Raw genomic sequence first — 19,275 nt, 5'->3', positions numbered from 1 at the left:
TTAAATTATTTTGGACGGGTACCCGTTGCATCAGTTCCCATGTAATCTTGAACGGTTCTGAAACCTATATAACTTCTTGCCGAATCAGCATACTCATAATCACGAGTTGAAACTTGCAAGAAATAAGCAACATCTTTCCAAGAACCTCCACGAACTACTTTTCTTTGATTTTTCTTATCAGCTACATGTGGATTCATTGTAGAAACAAACTCATAAGCTTCTGCATAATAAGAAGACTCAGTCCATTCAGAAACATTTCCAGCCATGTTATACAAATTAAAATCATTAGGTTCATATGATTTTGCTTCCACAGTATATAAGGCACCATCAGCAGCATAATCCCCACGATTTGGCTTGAAGTTAGCCATAAAACAACCCCTGTCATTCTTAGCATAAGGACCTCCCCAAGGATAAGTACCTCCTTCAATTCCACCTCTTGCAGCATATTCCCATTCAGCTTCTGTAGGCAAACGGAATGAATTTACTTGATCTCTACCTTTTTTCTTTTTAATGTGTGAATTTTTATACATAGTTCTCCATGCACAAAAAGCTTTAGCTTGATTCCATGAAACACCCACTACAGGATAATCCCCATAGGCTTGATGCCAAAAATAATCATTATGCATTGGTTCATTATAAGAATATGCAAAATCTTTAATCCAAGCAGTTGTATCAGGATAAATTTCGATTGGCGGTGCATCTTCATAAAAGTTTTTACGCCCTTTTTTCTTTACCGCTTTATTCAAATCTACTTGATTGTATTTAAACTTAAGTTTAGTAGCATCAATAGTTTTTAAACCATTATACGACTCAGACTCAGGCAAATACATGGAATCCATTACCTCTACATAATGTTCATCAGGATATTTTCCAGGTTCTTTAATAAGTTTGATTTTTTTATTCAACTTTCTACCTGCATAAATATCATCATCAGTACCAACACTGTAATAATTCTCATACATATACTTATCGTAAGGAGTCATTTTTTCTGGGTCTACATCAGCAAAGGCAAAATCACCAATACTTCCACCCTTTCCTCCACCAGAACCAGGCTTTTGACCTTGCTCATCTGCAAGAATAGCTAGTCTTGTTCTGATAGTTGAATCCTTTACCCATTCAACAAACTGACGATACTCACTATTAGTAATTTCAGTCTCATCCATATAAAATGAACGTACTGTAGTTGTCTTAGTAGGTGCGTCTTGAATATTAGCCAAATCATCATCGGCTTTACCCATAGTAAAAGCTCCACCTGGAATTAACGTCATACCATAAGGTTTCTCGGGATGCCATTTCCTTCCTTTCACTCCTACTAATTCTCCTTTATCGCCTTTACCACAACTGATAAATAATGACAAAATTGCTGAAAATGCAACAAACTTCTTCATATAAACTTGGGTTAAATGTAATTTCTATTTAAGGGCGTAAACCTATTCAATAATTTTGAAAAAAACAACATTTTTTTAAAAAACGTGCAAAAAATATTAAATTTTAGCATTACACCTGCATTAACATTGCTTTAACACTTTGAAAAATAACGACTTTTACAAAATATTCCTTCTTTGGGCTTTCCACCATCTTTCTGGAATTTCCTGCTCGCAAGCTGCTAAATAATCTTCATGTGTGCAAGGTAATAACGTATTTCTTTTTAATTTATTATTAACATTTGTTAAAAACGGTATTTCTATCCACCATCTTTCAGTTTTATTGCTCTTAAAAAAGATTAATTCTTCGTCTTCTATTGGTACAATATACTTGATATAGTTTTCTTTTGTCCCAAACGGATATTCGTTAGAACGAAAACAAAAACCTTCAATAAAATACCATAACATCTGAGCCGTTAAAACAACTTCTTGACTATTCGGATTAAAATTAAAAATTCCAAATGATGTCACTTTATCACTTATTCCAGCATATCGCGCCAAAGCACATATTTCCTTTCCTGTAAATCCATTCGGATTAAACTCTTCAAAATTACCAGAATAAGAAGATTGCACTGAATTCATATCGATACTCACTAAATCTGCATCTCTAAAAACAGGCTCTGCAACCACTATATTATTTGAAACTTCTCCTAAACGATACGCTTCAAAGTATAATTTCTCAATTAAATCTATTTCTTCTTGCGAATTAAAATACGTTTGAAAGCCTATGTTACTGAAATTAAATAAATTATTAGGCTCTTCAACAATAATTTTTGATAAATAAGCATCTTTATCTAACTTATTCTCTTTAGAAAAATCAAATTGGTTATCAACCGAAACCAAATTTACCATTTGATCTAAATTATCATAAGCTCGATACATTGGATAAGTCAAATCTTGAGTTCCTCCAATGACAACTGGAATAATTTGTTTCTTGATTAACTCCGCCATCAAACTTTTTACCACAAAATAAGCATCTTCAATACTAGCTCCTGACTCAATAGTTCCTAAATCTACAATTGAAGTATTCCAATTCCCTGGAAACATTCCGTAGAACTTTTTTCTGAAGGCTTCAAAAGAATAATCCTCATTCTCTTTATTATTGCCTCTATGTTCATTAACGGTAAAAACAGCAATAGAAACGCCTTCTAAAACAGGAAAATCAGTTTGAGTATGCAACGCAACTTTTTTTCCTAATGTTTGATTAGATAATTTTGAAATAAATTCTTCAACTGAAGCTGAAACGGGTTGTAAAAAATCAAAAACCATTGATTATTTCTTTTTTGCGGTTGTTTTTTTCGGAGGTGCTTTTTTAGCTGCCGTTTTTTTAGCTGGAGCTTTCTTTTCAATCATTTCCTGAACTTGCGCCAAAGTTAATTTTGAAGCATCAACATCTTTACTTAATTCAATTTTGATTTTCCCTTTTGTAATTACCGAACGACCCCAACGTGCTTTTTCTACTTTAATACCTTCTTCTTTCCAATCATGAAGTACTTTATCAATATCTTTTTGTTGTTTTTCTTCGATTAACTCGTTTAAATCTGATTGCGATAAATTATCGAAATTGTATTTTTTATTCACATTGATAAACATTCCGTTCCATTTGATGAAAGGACCAAAACGCCCAACTCCTTTTTGAATTGGCAAACCATCATAAGTTCCAATTGGAGCATCAGCCTGAACTTTCTCATCGATTAAAACTTGAGCCGTTTCCATGGTTACATCCATTGGATCAACGCCTTTTGGTAACGAAATAAATTGAGTTCCAAATTTTACATAAGGTCCAAAACGACCATTGTTCACTTCAATCTCTTCTCCTTTATATGTACCTAATTGTTTTGGAAGTAAGAATAAATTCAATACTTCTTCTAACGTGATATTTCCAATATTTTGATCTTGACGTAAACTTGCGAATTGCTTGATTTCTTCATCTATATCACCAATTTGAGCCATCGCTCCATATTTTCCTAAACGAACTGAAACTTGTTTTCCTGAAACAGGATGCACTCCTAAAATACGTTCACCACTTTCTCTATCTGCATTTTTTTCAACATCAACTACATTTGGATGAAAGTGTTTGTAAAAATCATTCATCATTTTAGCCCAATCCACTTTTCCTTCTGCAATTTCGTCAAAATCTTGCTCTACTTTTGCTGTGAAATTATAATCTAAAATAGTTCCGAAGTTTTTTACCAAGAAATCATTTACGATAATTCCGATATCTGTTGGAACTAACTTTCCTTTGTCTGAACCTACATTTTCCGTTAAAACTTGCGCTTTTACTTCGCTATTTTTTAAAACTATTTGCGTGTATTTTCTTTCTTGCCCTTCGAAACTTCCTTTTTCAACATAGGTTCTGGCAATAATCGTAGAAATAGTTGGCGCATAAGTTGATGGACGACCAATTCCTAATTCTTCTAATTTCTTCACCAAAGAAGCTTCTGTGTAACGACTTGGTGGACGCGAAAAACGTTCCGTAGCCATGATGTAATTATTCGTAAGTTTTTCGTTTACTTTTAAAGCAGGCAACATTCCTTCTTGTTCTTCATCGTCGTCATCGTTTCCTTCTAAATAAACTTTTAAGAAACCTTCAAATTTAATAACTTCTCCAGTTGCTGAAAAAGTTTCCGAATGATTGCTCGCTTCGATTTTTACATTAGTTCTCTCTAATTCGGCATCGCTCATTTGAGATGCTAATGTTCTTTTCCAAATTAAATCATACAAACGTGCTTGGTCTCTATCAATATCAACTGTGTGACGCGACATATCCGTTGGACGAATTGCCTCATGCGCTTCCTGTGCTCCTTTTGACTTAGTATTGAAATTTCTTGGTTTAGAAAATTCCTTTCCGTAGTAACTTGTAATTTCGGCTTGAGCTGCCGCCATTGCCTCTTGCGATAAGTTTACACTATCCGTTCTCATATAAGTTATAAGTCCGGCTTCGTATAAACGTTGTGCAATTTGCATCGTAATTCCTACTGGTAAATACAACTTTCTTGCAGCTTCTTGTTGTAACGTTGAAGTGGTAAAAGGTGCTGCTGGTGATTTTTTTGTGGGTTTGGTTTCTAAATCTCCTACTTTGTATGATGAACCTATATTTTTAGTTAAGAAATCTTCCGCTTCTTTTTTAGTTGCGAAGTTCTTAGGTAATTTCGCTTTGAATGTTTTTTTAGCTTCGTTAGTGAATTCAGCTGTAATACTGTAAGAAGCTTCTGGATTGAAATTTTGAATTTCACGCTCACGTTCCACAATCAAACGAACAGAAACTGATTGCACACGACCAGCTGATAATCCACCTTTTACTTTTTTCCAAAGCACAGGCGATAATTCGTAACCTACCAATCTATCTAAAACTCTACGCGCTTGTTGTGCATTTACTAAGTTGTAATCAATTCCTCTTGGGTTTTCGATTGCTTTTTGAATCGCCGTTTTCGTAATTTCGTGAAAAACGATACGTTTTGTTTTTTCTGGTTTTAAATTTAACTCTTCAGATAAGTGCCAAGAAATTGCTTCTCCCTCTCGGTCCTCATCGGAAGCTAACCAAACCATTTCGGCATTTTTAGCTAATCCTTTTAATTTGGTCACCAATGCTTTTTTATCAGCCGAAACTTCATATTTAGGTTTAAAATCATTTTCTACATCTACTCCAATTTCTCTTGAAGGTAAGTCGGCAATGTGCCCGTAACTCGACTCTACTTGATACTCACTTCCCAGAAATTTCTCGATGGTTTTTGCCTTAGCTGGTGACTCAACGATTACTAAATTCTTTGCCATTTCACATTTTTTTGAATCGCAAAAGTATAGGTTTTTTTTAAATTTCACCTTCTTGAACGCATTTTTACCAATAATTAATTCATTTATAACATAATTTACTCCTATATATATAGGTGTAAAAACCACAAAAAACAGCTACTTAGAATTAGAACAAAAAATAATTTAAAAATTTCATGTTAAACCTTTTCTGCCATCTTGTCAGATTTTATAATTTAGTATTATCTTTGCAATCCGAAACTTCGGAATGATTTAAAGGAAATCTTTATATGGAAAAGGAAATTGACGAGAAAAAACAAGGTCAGAGTTTAGTGCTTGACCAAAAAGAAGGAAATACAAAAAAACTTTTTATAGAGAGTTATGGTTGCCAAATGAACTTTTCGGACAGCGAAATTGTGGCGTCTATTCTTTATGAAAACGGATATAATACAACTCAAAACTTAGAAGATGCCGATTTAGTTTTGGTAAACACTTGTTCTATTCGCGATAAAGCAGAACAAACGATTCGTAAACGTTTAGAAAAATACAATGCGGTTAAAAAAATCAATCCAACCATGAAAGTTGGGGTTTTAGGTTGTATGGCGGAACGTTTGAAAAGTCAGTTTTTAGAGGAAGAAAAAATTGTAGACATGGTGGTTGGACCAGATGCTTACAAAGATTTACCAAATTTATTAGCTGAAGTAGAAGAAGGAAGAGATGCCATCAATGTAATTCTTTCAAAGGAAGAAACGTATGGCGATATTTCACCTGTTCGTTTGAATAGTAATGGTGTTAATGCTTTCGTTTCGATTACAAGAGGTTGCGATAATATGTGTACGTTTTGCGTTGTTCCTTTTACACGTGGCCGTGAACGTAGCCGTGAACCACAAAGTATTATTGACGAAATTCAAGATTTATACGATAGAGCTTTCAAAGAAGTTACTTTATTAGGACAAAACGTAGACAGTTACCTTTGGTATGGTGGTGGTTTGAAAAAAGACTACGACAAAGCTACAGAAATCCAAAAAGCTACAGCAGTTGATTTTGCTCAATTGTTAGACAAATGTGCGACATTGTTCCCAAAAATGCGTTTTAGATTTTCTACTTCGAATCCGCAAGACATGCACGTTGAAGTGATTGAAACCATGGCAAAACACCATAATATTTGTAATTACATTCATTTACCGGTTCAAAGTGGAAGCACAAGAATTCTAAAAGAAATGAATCGTCAACACACCCGTGAAGAATACATGGCGTTGATTGATAAAATATACTCGATTATTCCAGATATTTCATTGTCTCAAGATATGATTGCTGGTTTCCCTACAGAAACAGAGGAAGATCATCAAGACACTTTGAGTTTGATGGAATATGTAAAATATGATTTCGGATTTATGTTTGCATATTCAGAACGTCCAGGAACATTAGCTGCCAGAAAAATGGAAGACGACGTTCCAGAAGAAGTCAAAAAACGTAGGTTAACCGAAATTGTAGATTTACAACAAAAACACGGATTAGAAAGAACGCAACGTTTCATTGGACAAGAAGTAGAAGTATTGATTGAAAAAGAATCAAAACGTTCTGACGCACATTGGAGTGGAAGAAACTCCCAAAACACCGTAGTGGTTTTTCCAAAAGAAAATTACAAAGTAGGCGAATTCGTACTAGTAAAAATCACAGATTGCACCGCTGCAACATTAATTGGAGAAGCGGTTGGTTACTCAACTGTAATGAACTAAGAATATAAGCCACGGATTAAATGGAAAAAGAAATTATAATAAAACCAAAATATGAATTAAAAGAATATTTTAAAGTAAATTTATATCTTGCTTTTTCTACTTTACCATATAAAATATTTTCATTCTTTATCATTATCATGTTTCTATTAATGTTAGCCAACATTCTTTTGGGAACTATGAATGAACTTTTGTTTGAGCCAGTGCATTTGATATTTATTCTATATCCATTAATAGCAATCTATTTAATTTATTTAAGAACAAAAAAATCATTACAAAATCCTAAATTAAAAGAGGATGTAACAATGAAGTTCAATAATTCTTTTTTTGAAGAAATTTGAGAAACCTATAATATAAAATACGATTGGAAAGAAATTTATAATATCAAAGAAACTAATAAATGGTTTTTAATTTTCATACAAAAAAAGCAAGCTAAAGTTATTATAAAATCAGACCTTGTAGACAATCAATATAACGAATTAAAAGAACTTTTAAGTTCATTAAACATTAAAAAGAGTTTAAAATAATTTTATGAGATTCTTCCTTCGTCAGAATGACAAGATTGTGAAGAAACTTTTAAACTTTAAACCTTAAACTTTTAAACTAAAAAAATGGAATCAGTACAAGCTATAAAACAACGATTTGAAATTATTGGGAACGACCCAAAACTCAATCGTGCCGTGGAGAAAGCCATTCAGGTTGCTCCAACGGACATTTCGGTATTGGTAACAGGTGAAAGTGGTGTTGGAAAAGAAAGTATTCCAAAAATCATTCACGCGCTTTCGCACAGAAAACATGGGAAATACATTGCAGTAAACTGTGGTGCAATTCCTGAAGGAACAATTGATAGTGAACTTTTTGGTCACGAAAAAGGTTCTTTTACTGGAGCAACTAACACACGTGAAGGATATTTTGAAGTTGCCGATGGCGGAACTATATTTTTAGATGAAGTTGGTGAATTACCTTTAACCACTCAAGTACGTTTATTACGTGTTTTAGAAAATGGGGAATTTATTAAAGTCGGTTCTTCGCAAGTACAAAAAACAAATGTTCGTATTGTAGCTGCTACTAATGTGAATATGTTTGATGCGATTGAAAAAGGCAAATTCCGTGAGGATTTATTTTATCGTTTGAGTACGGTTGACATTATGTTGCCACCGCTTCGCGAACGTAAAGATGACATTCATTTGTTGTTTAGAAAATTTGCTGCCGATTTTGCGCACAAATATAAAATGCCTCCTATTAAATTAGATGACGACGCCATTCAATTGTTGATTAAATACAGATGGAGCGGAAACATTCGTCAATTACGAAATGTAGCCGAACAAATTTCAGTTTTAGAAACGAAGCGTGAGATTTCGTTGCAAACGCTTCACTCCTATTTACCTCAGGAAAATGCAAATTTACCTTCGGTAATTGGAACTAAAAAATCGGAAAGTGATTTTAGTAACGAAAGAGAAATTTTGTATAAAGTTCTTTTTGATATGAAAAGCGATTTGAACGATTTGAAAAAGCTTACGATGGAATTGATGCAAAACGGAAGTTCAAAAGTGCAAGAAGCAAATAAAGGATTAATTCAGAAAATTTACGGTAAACCCGAAGAAAATGCTATTTTTGAAGAAAAACCAAGAGTGGAAATGCTTCCGAATCAAAATAATCTGATGCAAGAAGAGTTTGAAGACGATGATGATGAGAATTATCTATTTGCTGAAACTGTTGACGAAGAAGAAACTTTGAGTTTAGAAGCAAAAGAAATTGAATTAATCAAAAAATCGTTAGACCGAAACAAAGGAAAACGAAAAGCAGCAGCAGATGAATTAGGGATTTCGGAACGAACACTTTATAGAAAAATCAAACAATACGATTTATAATGAGATATTTAATAATTGTTTTTAGCATCACTATTTCACTACTTCTAAACAGTTGTGGAGTTTATAATTTTACTGGTGCAAAACCTGTTGATGCTAAAACATTTCAAGTAAATTACTTTCAAAATAATGCTCCTTTAATTGAGCCTGGAATAGAAAGAACTTTCACTTTAGAATTACAAGATATCATCCAAAACCAAACGAATCTAAATTTAGTTTCTCAAGGTGGTGAATTAATTTACGAAGGAGAAATCGTAGATTATCGTATTACACCAATGACAGCTACTGCAGATCAAAGAGCAGCACAAAATAGATTAACAGTAACAGTAATGGTTCGTTTTACAAATCGCAATAAAGAAGACGATAATTTTGAAAAACGCTTCACATTCTTTTATGATTTCGATGCCAATCAGCAATTAGTTGGTTCACAATTAACAACGGCATTAGATGTGATTTTTGAGCGAATTACGCAAGATGTTTTCAACGAATCATTAGCTAAATGGTAATTAATTTGTGAATTTTGAACATATCCGATTTAACATATCTTTTAAATAAGCCCGAAACTATAAACGAAAAGCAAACTATTGCTTTAGAGAATGTAGTTTTGCAGTTTCCGTATTTTCAGGCAGCACGAACATTACATTTAAAAGGATTATTCAATCAGGAAAGTTTTAGATACAATTACGAATTAAAAAAAACAGCAGCTTATACAACTGATAGAACGATTTTATTTGAGTTTATTACTTCGGATAATTTCACCGCAATCCAACAAGAAAAAATTGATAAAATTCAAAGATCATTGTTAGATATTGAAGTGCATCATATGGAAGAAGTAATTGTTTTGCCTCAAATAGAAACTATTGCAACTAAAGAAGAAAAAATTGAGCTTGAAATAATTAAACCAACTTCAGAAGAAAAATTAGAAATTGGTAAACCTTTACCTTTTACTCCTACTGAAAGACATTCGTTTCAAGAATGGTTGCAATTGACAAAATTTAACCCAATTAATCGTGAAATTGAAGAAAAAAGCACTTCAAAAGACCCTGAGAAGCAAAAAAAAATAGATATAATCGATAAATTTATTGAAGCCAATCCAAAAATTGCTCCAGTAAAAGAAACGACCAAACCGCCTGCAAATATTAGCAAAAGCACTGAAGAGCCAACACACTTAATGACAGAAACATTAGCTAAAGTGTATTTGGAACAAAAAAAATATACAAAAGCGATACAAGCTTATGAAATATTAATTTTGAAATATCCAGAAAAAAGTAGTTTCTTTGCAGACCGAATAAATGAAATCAAAAATTTACAACAAAATAATAATTAATTATGGGATTCACAGGTTTTTTAATTGCGATAACAATTGTTTGTTTTTTATTAATCTTAGCTATTATGGTTCAAAACCCTAAAGGTGGAGGTTTATCTTCTTCATTTGGTGGTTCTCAACAATTAGGTGGAGTTCAAAAAACAACAGATTTTTTAGATAAAAGTACTTGGACATTAGGAGGAATTTTAATTGCATTAATCTTACTTTCTAGTTTAAGTTTTAATGGAGCTGCATCTGGTTCTAAAGTTTTAGGAGAAGACGAAACAACTGTTCCCACAACTACTATTCCTACAACTCCAGAATCTACCAAACAAGCTGCTCCTGCTACAACACCAGCACCAGTTGCAACTGATTCTGCAAAATAAGAATTGATAAAATAGATAAAAATGCCAGCATGTCAGTGCTGGCATTTTTTTTACAGAAAAATTGTCAGAAAATCGCTTTGGCACAATTTCTGAAAAACAACAAACAACAAATTAATTTTAATAAATAAAACATATAATCATGTCATTAAACATTAAACCTATTTCAGATCGTGTAGTAATTGCTCCTTTGGCAGCAGAAACTACAACAGCTTCAGGAATTATAATTCCAGACACTGCAAAAGAAAAACCACAAAAAGGTACTGTTGTAGCCGTGGGAAATGGCAAAAAAGACTATACCATGACGGTAAAAATTGGAGATACCGTTTTATATGGTAAATATTCGGGAACAGAATTCAAATTTGAAGGTAAAGATTACCTGATTATGAGAGAAGACGAAATTTACGCAATTCTTTAATCACAGATTAATCAATAACATTTAAACAAAATTAAAATGGCAAAAGATATAAAATTCGACATTGAAGCTCGCGATGGTTTAAAACGTGGCGTTGATGCATTAGCAAATGCAGTAAAAGTAACTCTAGGACCAAAAGGAAGAAATGTAATTATTTCAAAATCATTTGGTGGACCAACAGTAACTAAAGATGGAGTTTCTGTAGCAAAAGAAATCGAATTACAAGATCCATTAGAAAACATGGGAGCTCAAATGGTAAAAGAAGTAGCTTCTAAAACCAATGACTTAGCTGGAGACGGAACAACTACTGCAACGGTTTTAGCTCAGGCTATCGTTAAAGAAGGTTTGAAAAACGTTGCCGCTGGAGCTAATCCAATGGATTTAAAAAGAGGAATTGACAAAGCTGTGGAAACCATTGTTGCTGAATTAGGAAAACAATCGGTAGCTGTGGGTGATTCTTCAGAAAAAATTAAACAAGTAGCGTCTATTTCGGCTAATAACGATGATACAATTGGTGATTTAATTGCAACCGCTTTTTCAAAAGTTGGAAAAGAAGGTGTCATTACAGTTGAAGAAGCAAAAGGAATGGACACTTATGTTGATGTAGTAGAAGGAATGCAATTCGACAGAGGTTATTTGTCGCCTTACTTCGTAACTGACGCAGATAAAATGGTAGCTGAATTAAGCAATCCATACGTTTTATTATACGATAAAAAAATATCAAATTTACAAGAATTATTACCGGTTTTAGAACCAGTGGCACAATCTGGAAGACCGTTATTAATTATTGCAGAAGATGTTGACGGACAAGCGTTAGCAACGTTAGTAGTAAATAAATTACGTGGTGGTTTAAAAATCGCAGCTGTAAAAGCACCAGGTTTTGGAGACAGAAGAAAAGCTATGTTAGAAGACATTGCTATCTTAACTGGAGGAACAGTAATTGCTGAAGAAAGTGGTTATGCATTAGAAACCGCAACTTTAGACATGCTTGGAACAGCAGAAAACATTACAATTGACAAAGACAATACTACAATTGTAAATGGTGCTGGTGATACAGAAAACATCAAAGCAAGAGTGAACCAAATCAAATCGCAAATTGAAACAACTACTTCTGATTACGATAGAGAAAAACTACAAGAGCGTTTAGCTAAATTAGCTGGTGGTGTAGCAGTTTTATATGTTGGAGCGGCTTCTGAAGTAGAAATGAAAGAGAAAAAAGACCGTGTTGATGATGCTTTACACGCAACTCGTGCAGCAGTGGAAGAAGGAATTGTTGCTGGTGGTGGTGTTGCTTTAGTAAGAGCAAAAGCCGCTTTAGCAAACATCAAAGCAGAAAACGCAGACGAAGCAACAGGAATTCAAATCATAAATAAAGCAGTAGAAGCTCCTTTGAGAACTATTGTTGAAAATGCAGGTGGAGAAGGCTCTGTAGTAATTGCAAAAATTACTGAAGGAACAGCCGATTTCGGATTCAATGCAAAAACAGGAGAATACGTTCAAATGTTAGTGGCTGGAATTATAGATCCTAAAAAAGTAACTCGTGTAGCTTTAGAAAACGCTGCTTCAGTATCTGGTATGATTTTAACTACTGAATGTGCTTTAATCGATATCAAAGAAGAATCATCAAGTATGCCAATGGGCGGAGGAATGCCTGGCATGATGTAATATTTTTCTTAAAAAGATGTGAAACCGCTTGTATAATTCAAGCGGTTTTTTTTTATTTACACAAAATATTATTTTTATGAAAATCTACTCTTTATTATTTTCTTTTATATGTTTAAGCGTTTTTTCTCAGTCAACCATAAAAGAAAAAACTGAACAAGGGATATTAAAATACTACGAAATGGATAGAGAAAACATCCATTTACATTGCAATAAAACTACATACCTTACCAATGAAACTATTTGGTTTAAAGGATATATCATTGAAAAAAAAGAATCAAAACTAAATTTTCAAACCACTAATGTTTTTGTGCGTCTTGTAGACAACCAAAATACGGAAATTTCAAATCAGTTATTCTATACTGCAAATGGAATAGTTGAAGGAAAAATTAAAATTAATGAAAATTTACCCTCAGGAGATTATTTTCTTCAAACCTACACGAATTACATGAATAATTTTTTTGAAAATGAAGCTACAAATCAAAAAATTAAAATTATTAACGTTCAAGATAAAAGTATAGTTAACACAAATAGCAAAAATCAACTCTCTGTAAATTTTGCTTTCGAAGGCGGCAGTTTACTTTACCAAACTAACAACAACATTGGTGTTTCCATAAAAAATTGCTTCGGAAGAGGTCAAAAATTAAGCAACATTGAAGTAAAAAACAGTAAAAACGTTGTTGTTAATAGTTTTTCAACAAATCAAGAAGGATTTGGAAAATTTGAATTAAAAAATATCGAAAATGAAACGTATCGATTGATTATTCCAAATAATGAAGAAGCCTTAACAAAAGAATTACCAAGACCCGTGATTGAAGGAATAAATCTTCATATAAATAATTATGCTATTGAAGGAAAAGTTGTGGTAAAAATTAATACTAATGAAACAACTTTTAATAAGAATAAAAATAAAAATTATTCTATTTTAATTCAAAAAAACGACTATGCTAACTATGTCGATTTTATTTTAGACCAACCATTTAAAGAACTTTTTATTGAGAAAAATAGTTTGTTTGAAGGAATTAACATTATACGATTATTAGATAGTGAATTAAATTCTATTTCAGAAAGAGTTATATATAATGTAAACGAAAACTCAACAAAACTAAACTTAACTTCTACAGTAAAAACAAAAGAAAGTTTAAATATAAAGGCATCAATTCCTAATAAAATTGGAAATTTTAGCATTACTGTATTGCCTAAGAATACAAAATCAAACTATAATTATAATAATATTCAAACTAATCTTGGTTTTAAAAACTACTTTGATAGCGAAGATTTTGATGCCGCTTACTATTTTACAAATTTTAACAAGCGTAAAGCATTTGAGTTAGACTTAATGCTGTTACATGTTAAAGAATCAAAATACAATTGGTCTCGCATATTAAATGATGCACCAAAACCAACACATCCTTTTGATATGGGAATCACAGTTACTGGTAAGATAAATCAAAATGTTCCAAACAAGCAAAATACAAAACTAAGATTGTTTTCTATAAACGGTATAGAAGAAAGTACTGAAATAAAAGGTGACAACAGCTTTGAATTTCAAAACATTATGGCGGTTGACTCGTCTACTTTGTATTTTTCGTTAATTAAAAAAGATGACAAATTAGAAAGTCTAAGCATTTATTCGAAATTAGAAAATACAAATAGAAAATTTTTAAAAGCATTTAACTATCAGAAACCAATATGTGAAGAAATTACATTTACAAAAAATCTTTACGATTCTAATTTTGAATTTCCAAAACTAGAAGGTGTTTATGAATTGAAAGATGTAGATGTAATTCAAGCAAAAAAAGTTAAACTAGAAAGAAGAGGAGAATATGGAAATTCAATGGCTAAAGGATACAAAATAGATGATACAGAAGCCGGAACCTTTAGAGATGTTTTATCATTCATAGCTTCTCATGGCTATGATGTATCGCAACAAGCTGGACAAGTAACAATTAGAGCGAGATATGCAACATCATTAATGGGTAGTAGAACCCCTATAGTTTTCTTAGACAATGTACAACTACAAGATTTTACTTTTCTTTTGAATATGAATTTGAATGATATTGATGAAATTTACATTAACAAAAGAGGTTACGGAATGGGAAGCGACGGTGCTAATGGATCTATCAGAATTTATACAAAAAAAACAACCGCATTTAAAGAAAAACCTAACCAAATTAAATCAAAACCAATAGTTGTTAAAAATGGTTTTCAGCCATACACTGACTATGAAAACCCAAAATATCTTATCCATAGTGGAGAAGCTTTTGAAAATTATGGCACAATTGATTGGATTCCTAATATTTACACAAACGAAAAAGGAGAATTTGAATTTTCAACTCCACATTTTGGACAAAAAGAAGTAACAATCAATATTCAAGGAATCGATAACAATGGACAACTTTACAATGAAAATTTTGTAATAGAAGTAAAATAAATAAAAAAATCCGATTAGAAATTCTCATCGGATTTTTTTATTACTTAGACCAATCAAAGTTAGTTGTATAAGTTAGCCGAAATGTAGGATTACTTTCTTGAAATGTATTGGTATAATTCCAAATATTTTGATGAATGTAACTCATTTGAATTTGATGGTTTTTGTCAAAATTATAACCAACTCCACCTATTACTCGATTCTGATTTAAAAATGTTTTTCCTGCATTCGAACCTAAATTCATGAAAATCTCATCGCCAAATAATGCAAATAACTTCGTTACTTCTTCATTTTTTATCAAAGGATAATTGAATAAAAACATATAGCGCATTCGGTTTCTATAATCGTAATGATCTATTTCTAAATCACAATTCGATTGCATTGCTGGAACTCCAACATATCGAAATTCATCTCGTAATCGGTGTGTAATTTTTAATTTTCCGCTATTGTGAACAAAAGTTCCTTGAATCCAAAAATGATTTTCTGGAATACTGATTTTGTTCATCGCTGGATTTCCATAGGAATACGTATTGTAATGACTAAATCCAACACTTCCCATAAACTTTTTAGCAAATTGATAATCTACTGAAGGACGAATAAAATATTGCTGCTTTTCAGAAAATCCGTTGGCGTAGCGCATTGTGGTTTCAAATGAAAAAGAAAATTTTTCAGTAATCATATTCTTTCCAAAATAATGCAACCAAATATTATTATTACTTTCTTTTACTTGTGCTTGACTAATATTCACAGTAAGTAAGCTCACTATTCCAATACAGAACAGCAAGCTTATTTTTATATTTTTCATCATTATTCCGTAATTAGATTTTTCTTGAAGCTTTTGGATGTGAAGATAAGGGTTTATGATTTTCTAAACCAATGATAGTTACTGTTCCACCATCATCATGAGCTTCATAATCATGTTTAAAATGCTCCAAATTTTCCATCACAGAATGGTCTACTAATTTTGTTTTTTTCAAACAAATACTAACTTGATAACCTGGCGGAATTTCCTCTAATTTTCTTTTGATTCCTAAATAATTAGAAAAAATAGCGGCTTTATTAATTTCAACTTTATATTCATTATCCACAAAGGAAACCACCGTAGGTGCTTTAAAGAAAGAGGAAATTGGCGTACCATTTACAACGTGAATAATCATTTTAACCAACATTCCTGCAGCAATTCCAAGTAATAAATCTTCAAATAAAGTTACTAAAACAGTAACCGTGAAAATGAATAATTGTTCTTTCCCAATGTGTAACATGTGAATAAATTCTTTTGGATGCGCTAATTTAATTCCCACACTAATTAACATAGCGGCTAAAGCTGCATTAGGAATCATTTCTAGTAACGGAGCAGCTAATAAAACGAAAAGCAAAATAAAAAATCCATGAAAGAAATTTGCCCAACGTGTTTTTGCACCATTACTAACATTAGAAGAACTACGAGCTACTTCAGAAATCATTGGTAAACCACCTAAAACAGCAGCTAATGTGTTTCCAATTCCAACCGCAATTAGATCTTTGTTAGTGTCTGATTTTCTTTTAAACGGATCTAACAAATCGATGGCTTTTACAGTTAACAACGATTCTAAAGTACCAACCAAAGCAAACATGATAACATATTTAATAAATAATCCTGTTTGACTAATTCCCGAAAAATCGACATTCCAATTGATATTATCTACTAAATTTCCGATTTTCACTAAAGCATAAGGTGGTTCGGTGTGTGCAAAATCCATAAATAATTCGCATGGAATAGCAAATAACAACACTACCAAAGGCGCTGGAATCATTTTAATCGACTTGTTTTTGATGTATGGCCAACCCAACATAATTGCCAAACTCACAACTCCAATAATCGACGCTTTTGTATCTAAATTGACGATGAATTTCGGAACATTTAATAACAATTCAATTGGACCCATCCCTTTTGCTAAAGCAGGATTATCATTCAATAAAACAGGAATTTGCTTGGCAATAATAATAATTCCAATAGCAGCTAACATTCCGTGAATAGTTGAGAGTGGAAAGAAATCGGCTAACTTACCCAATTTCAAAACACCGAAAAGAATTTGGATAATTCCAGCTACAACCATTGCTCCAAGGGCTAATTTCCAACCTAAATCGTTGTTTCCTTGACCAAACTCAGCAACAGCGCCAGCAACAATAACAATTAAACCCGCAGCTGGTCCTTTAATCGTTAAGCGAGAACCCATAAAAAAAGAAACGACTAAACCACCAATTATAGCTGTAATTAATCCCATAATTGGAGGAAAATCAGAAGCTTTTGCAATTCCTAAACTTAAAGGTAATGCTAATAAAAATACGATAAAACCAGATATTGCATCCGATTTAAAATTTTCCTTTAATCCCGCTAATCCATCAGCAGGTATGTATTTTTTTATATTTGAATTCATTTTTAATTATTTTTTATGATGATTTATAAGGTAACTCATGATATGTTTTAACATGAGGCCCTAAGAATAAACGAGCATAAATTCGGATTCCGGCAATACCCGAAACTACAAAACTTGATGCTACGAAAAAGGCAAGTACAATTTGATTACTACCGATGTGACTAAAAATCAAATCTTCGCCAATAAAGGTTGAAGTGATTGGAAATCCTGTAATTCCAAGTGTTGCCAATAGGAAAAAGAAAGCAAATTTTGGATGTTCATAAACATGTCCTAAATATTGACTAATTAAAATTCGCATTTCTATTTTTTTCAGCTGAAGCAAAGCAATATAACCTATGCCTCCTGCAAGAATAATTCCTGCCAAATAAAAAGCAATTTCACTTACGCTAACTTTGTCGTTAAACACAATGGCTAATGCAATCCAAAAATGATTCATCACAATTAAAATCCATGCTAAAAATGGACTTCTTCGTTCTGAAAAAGATTTGAATACAAATACCAATCCAATAAAAGCGAAAACTTCTGGCAAAACTGAAATGAGTTGTTGTGGCAAATCCACTTTGAATTTATAGGCTAAGAATCCCATTAAATAAAGTGGAATAAAAAAGAAATAAATTCTCTTGATGTTTAAAAAGTTAAGTGATTTCCCTATTATTTTCAATGGTTTCCATAATACAATATTCAAGAAACCTTCCAAATTAAACTCTTTTAAAGCCAGAATGTAGAATGTGTTTTCAATTCGACTTGAAAAAAAGAAACTTTCCTTTTTACTTTTGGGTTGAAAATTGTAAAATTGATCTCTTATCAAATAACTAACCACAGATGGCGATACTAATAACTGATACGTTCTCAAGAATGCATTTCCGGCAAAGTGGATCAATGCTAATGTTTCAAACCCAAGCGCAATTTCAATGAAAATAATTCCGATTTGAGAAATAGAACTATAGGCTACCTGACTCTTTACAGAAGATTGCACCCTTGCCATAACCGAAGTTGCTAAACTAGTTGTAAGTCCCATTAAACCTATTGCAATTCGCATTGATGTTTGATGTTCCCAAAAAGGATACGTTCGCAGCATTAAGAAAACCCCTAAATGCACCGATAATGAACCATAGAAAATAGCACTCGACGGTGTTGGCCCTTCCATAGCCCTTGGCAACCAGGACGAAAACGGAATCTGAGCCGATTTTGCAGCCGCAGCACAAGCCAAACAAAGCGCAATAAATATTCCGATTATGGAATGATTTTGCAAGTGCTCGTTAACCAATTCGTAATTATTTAACTTCATGAAGGTGATATTTTCATGAAATAAATGGTGACTTGCCCACATGGCTAATAACAATCCGACATCGCCAATTCTATAAATTGAAAATACTTTGAAAGCATTTTTGACTGGCAAATAACGTTCTCTATAAAAAGCAATTAAAAGGAAAGAAGAAATTCCAATGATTTCCCAACCAATGAATAAAGTTTCGAAATTTCCTGATAAAATAGCTAAGTTATATCCGAAAAAGAAAAACAAAACCGTATTAAAAAAACGTTTGTATCCCTTTTCTCTATGTAAATAATAGCGACTATACGTAGTTATCATTGAAGTTAATAAAGCTCCAATGAACATATAAACAGCAGAAATTTGATCAAAATAGAAATCGATAAAAAACTCGTAATGATCCGTTTTTAATATTGATAATTCTACTAAATTCAGATCTTTAGCACCGTCAATTATCCAAAAAATGATAAAAACTACCAATCCTATAAATTGTAAAAAAACCGTTCCAAAAGCCGTCCATGAGATGGCTTTTTCTCTTGATTCAGGCAAAAATAAACTCATAATAAAGCCTAAAAAAGGTAACCCTATAAAATATTGCAATAACTCGTTCATG

At 32.4% G+C, this 19,275-nt stretch carries 16 protein-coding genes; 10 read left to right on the top strand and 6 right to left on the bottom strand.

What is annotated here, in order from left to right:
• Positions 1 to 5: 5 nt before the first annotated feature.
• From gldK to topA, 3 genes are all read right to left on the bottom strand, one after another.
• A complete protein-coding gene (gene gldK, locus GFJ94_RS10515; RefSeq protein ID WP_153201487.1) occupies positions 6 to 1,388 on the bottom strand; it encodes a gliding motility lipoprotein GldK in 1,383 nt (460 codons plus the stop codon).
• Positions 1,389 to 1,544: 156 nt separating this feature from the next.
• A complete protein-coding gene (locus GFJ94_RS10510) occupies positions 1,545 to 2,693 on the bottom strand; it encodes a formimidoylglutamase (RefSeq protein WP_153201486.1) in 1,149 nt (382 codons plus the stop codon).
• Between the two features lie 3 nt (positions 2,694 to 2,696).
• Positions 2,697 to 5,198 carry a type I DNA topoisomerase gene (topA, locus tag GFJ94_RS10505; RefSeq protein ID WP_153201485.1) on the bottom strand — a complete coding sequence of 834 codons (2,502 nt, stop codon included), beginning with the start codon at positions 5,196 to 5,198 and terminating at the stop codon, positions 2,697 to 2,699.
• 266 nt (positions 5,199 to 5,464) lie between these two features.
• Here topA and miaB point away from each other — a divergent pair, with 266 nt between their 5' ends.
• The 10 genes from miaB (at position 5,465) to GFJ94_RS10455 (ending at position 14,978) form a co-directional block, all read left to right on the top strand.
• A complete protein-coding gene (gene miaB, locus GFJ94_RS10500) occupies positions 5,465 to 6,913 on the top strand; it encodes a tRNA (N6-isopentenyl adenosine(37)-C2)-methylthiotransferase MiaB (protein WP_153201484.1) in 1,449 nt (482 codons plus the stop codon).
• A 20-nt stretch (positions 6,914 to 6,933) separates the two neighbouring features.
• Complete coding sequence (locus GFJ94_RS10495; RefSeq protein ID WP_153201483.1) at positions 6,934 to 7,251, top strand: hypothetical protein; 318 nt, start codon at positions 6,934 to 6,936, stop codon at positions 7,249 to 7,251.
• A 12-nt stretch (positions 7,252 to 7,263) separates the two neighbouring features.
• Positions 7,264 to 7,437: a YcxB family protein gene (locus GFJ94_RS12745; protein WP_162523852.1), complete on the top strand. Its 174-nt coding sequence runs from the start codon at positions 7,264 to 7,266 to the stop codon at positions 7,435 to 7,437.
• An 84-nt stretch (positions 7,438 to 7,521) separates the two neighbouring features.
• Positions 7,522 to 8,781 (top strand): sigma-54-dependent Fis family transcriptional regulator, encoded by a 1,260-nt coding sequence (locus GFJ94_RS10485; RefSeq protein ID WP_153201482.1) that lies wholly within the window; start codon positions 7,522 to 7,524, stop codon positions 8,779 to 8,781.
• The gene (locus GFJ94_RS10480; RefSeq protein WP_153201481.1) at positions 8,781 to 9,284 is read left to right on the top strand and encodes an LptE family protein; all 504 of its coding nucleotides are present in this window, start codon (positions 8,781 to 8,783) and stop codon (positions 9,282 to 9,284) included. Before GFJ94_RS10485 ends, GFJ94_RS10480 begins: the two co-directional genes overlap by 1 nt.
• Before the next feature lie 14 nt (positions 9,285 to 9,298).
• The gene (locus GFJ94_RS10475) at positions 9,299 to 10,105 is read left to right on the top strand and encodes a tetratricopeptide repeat protein (protein WP_153201480.1); all 807 of its coding nucleotides are present in this window, start codon (positions 9,299 to 9,301) and stop codon (positions 10,103 to 10,105) included.
• Positions 10,105 to 10,470 (top strand): preprotein translocase subunit SecG, encoded by a 366-nt coding sequence (gene secG / locus GFJ94_RS10470; RefSeq protein WP_162523851.1) that lies wholly within the window; start codon positions 10,105 to 10,107, stop codon positions 10,468 to 10,470. The genes GFJ94_RS10475 and secG overlap by 1 nt, the downstream gene beginning before the upstream one ends.
• Before the next feature lie 139 nt (positions 10,471 to 10,609).
• The gene (gene groES / locus GFJ94_RS10465) at positions 10,610 to 10,885 is read left to right on the top strand and encodes a co-chaperone GroES (protein WP_153201478.1); all 276 of its coding nucleotides are present in this window, start codon (positions 10,610 to 10,612) and stop codon (positions 10,883 to 10,885) included.
• A gap of 36 nt (positions 10,886 to 10,921) precedes the next feature.
• Entirely contained in the window at positions 10,922 to 12,547 is a 1,626-nt protein-coding gene (gene groL, locus GFJ94_RS10460) for a chaperonin GroEL (protein WP_153201477.1), read from the top strand.
• A gap of 178 nt (positions 12,548 to 12,725) precedes the next feature.
• The gene (locus GFJ94_RS10455; RefSeq protein WP_153201476.1) at positions 12,726 to 14,978 is read left to right on the top strand and encodes a hypothetical protein; all 2,253 of its coding nucleotides are present in this window, start codon (positions 12,726 to 12,728) and stop codon (positions 14,976 to 14,978) included.
• A gap of 40 nt (positions 14,979 to 15,018) precedes the next feature.
• Here GFJ94_RS10455 and GFJ94_RS10450 read toward each other — a convergent pair whose 3' ends face one another.
• From GFJ94_RS10450 to GFJ94_RS10440, 3 genes are read right to left on the bottom strand one after another with little or no spacing between them, the layout of a single operon-like run.
• The gene (locus GFJ94_RS10450; RefSeq protein ID WP_370513821.1) at positions 15,019 to 15,738 is read right to left on the bottom strand and encodes a DUF2490 domain-containing protein; all 720 of its coding nucleotides are present in this window, start codon (positions 15,736 to 15,738) and stop codon (positions 15,019 to 15,021) included.
• Between the two features lie 55 nt (positions 15,739 to 15,793).
• Positions 15,794 to 17,392, bottom strand: coding sequence for a SulP family inorganic anion transporter (locus tag GFJ94_RS10445; RefSeq protein WP_153201475.1), 1,599 nt, complete (start codon positions 17,390 to 17,392; stop codon positions 15,794 to 15,796).
• A 13-nt stretch (positions 17,393 to 17,405) separates the two neighbouring features.
• Positions 17,406 to 19,274, bottom strand: a complete 1,869-nt coding sequence (locus GFJ94_RS10440; RefSeq protein ID WP_153201474.1) for a proton-conducting transporter membrane subunit — start codon at positions 19,272 to 19,274, stop codon at positions 17,406 to 17,408.
• Between the last annotated feature and the right edge of the window lies 1 nt (position 19,275).

The organism is Flavobacterium sp. LMO8 (assembly GCF_009495755.1).
GTDB lineage: Bacteria > Bacteroidota > Bacteroidia > Flavobacteriales > Flavobacteriaceae > Flavobacterium.
The sequence above is the reverse complement of the archived record's forward strand: the minus strand, read 5'-3'. Positions and strand labels throughout refer to the sequence as shown.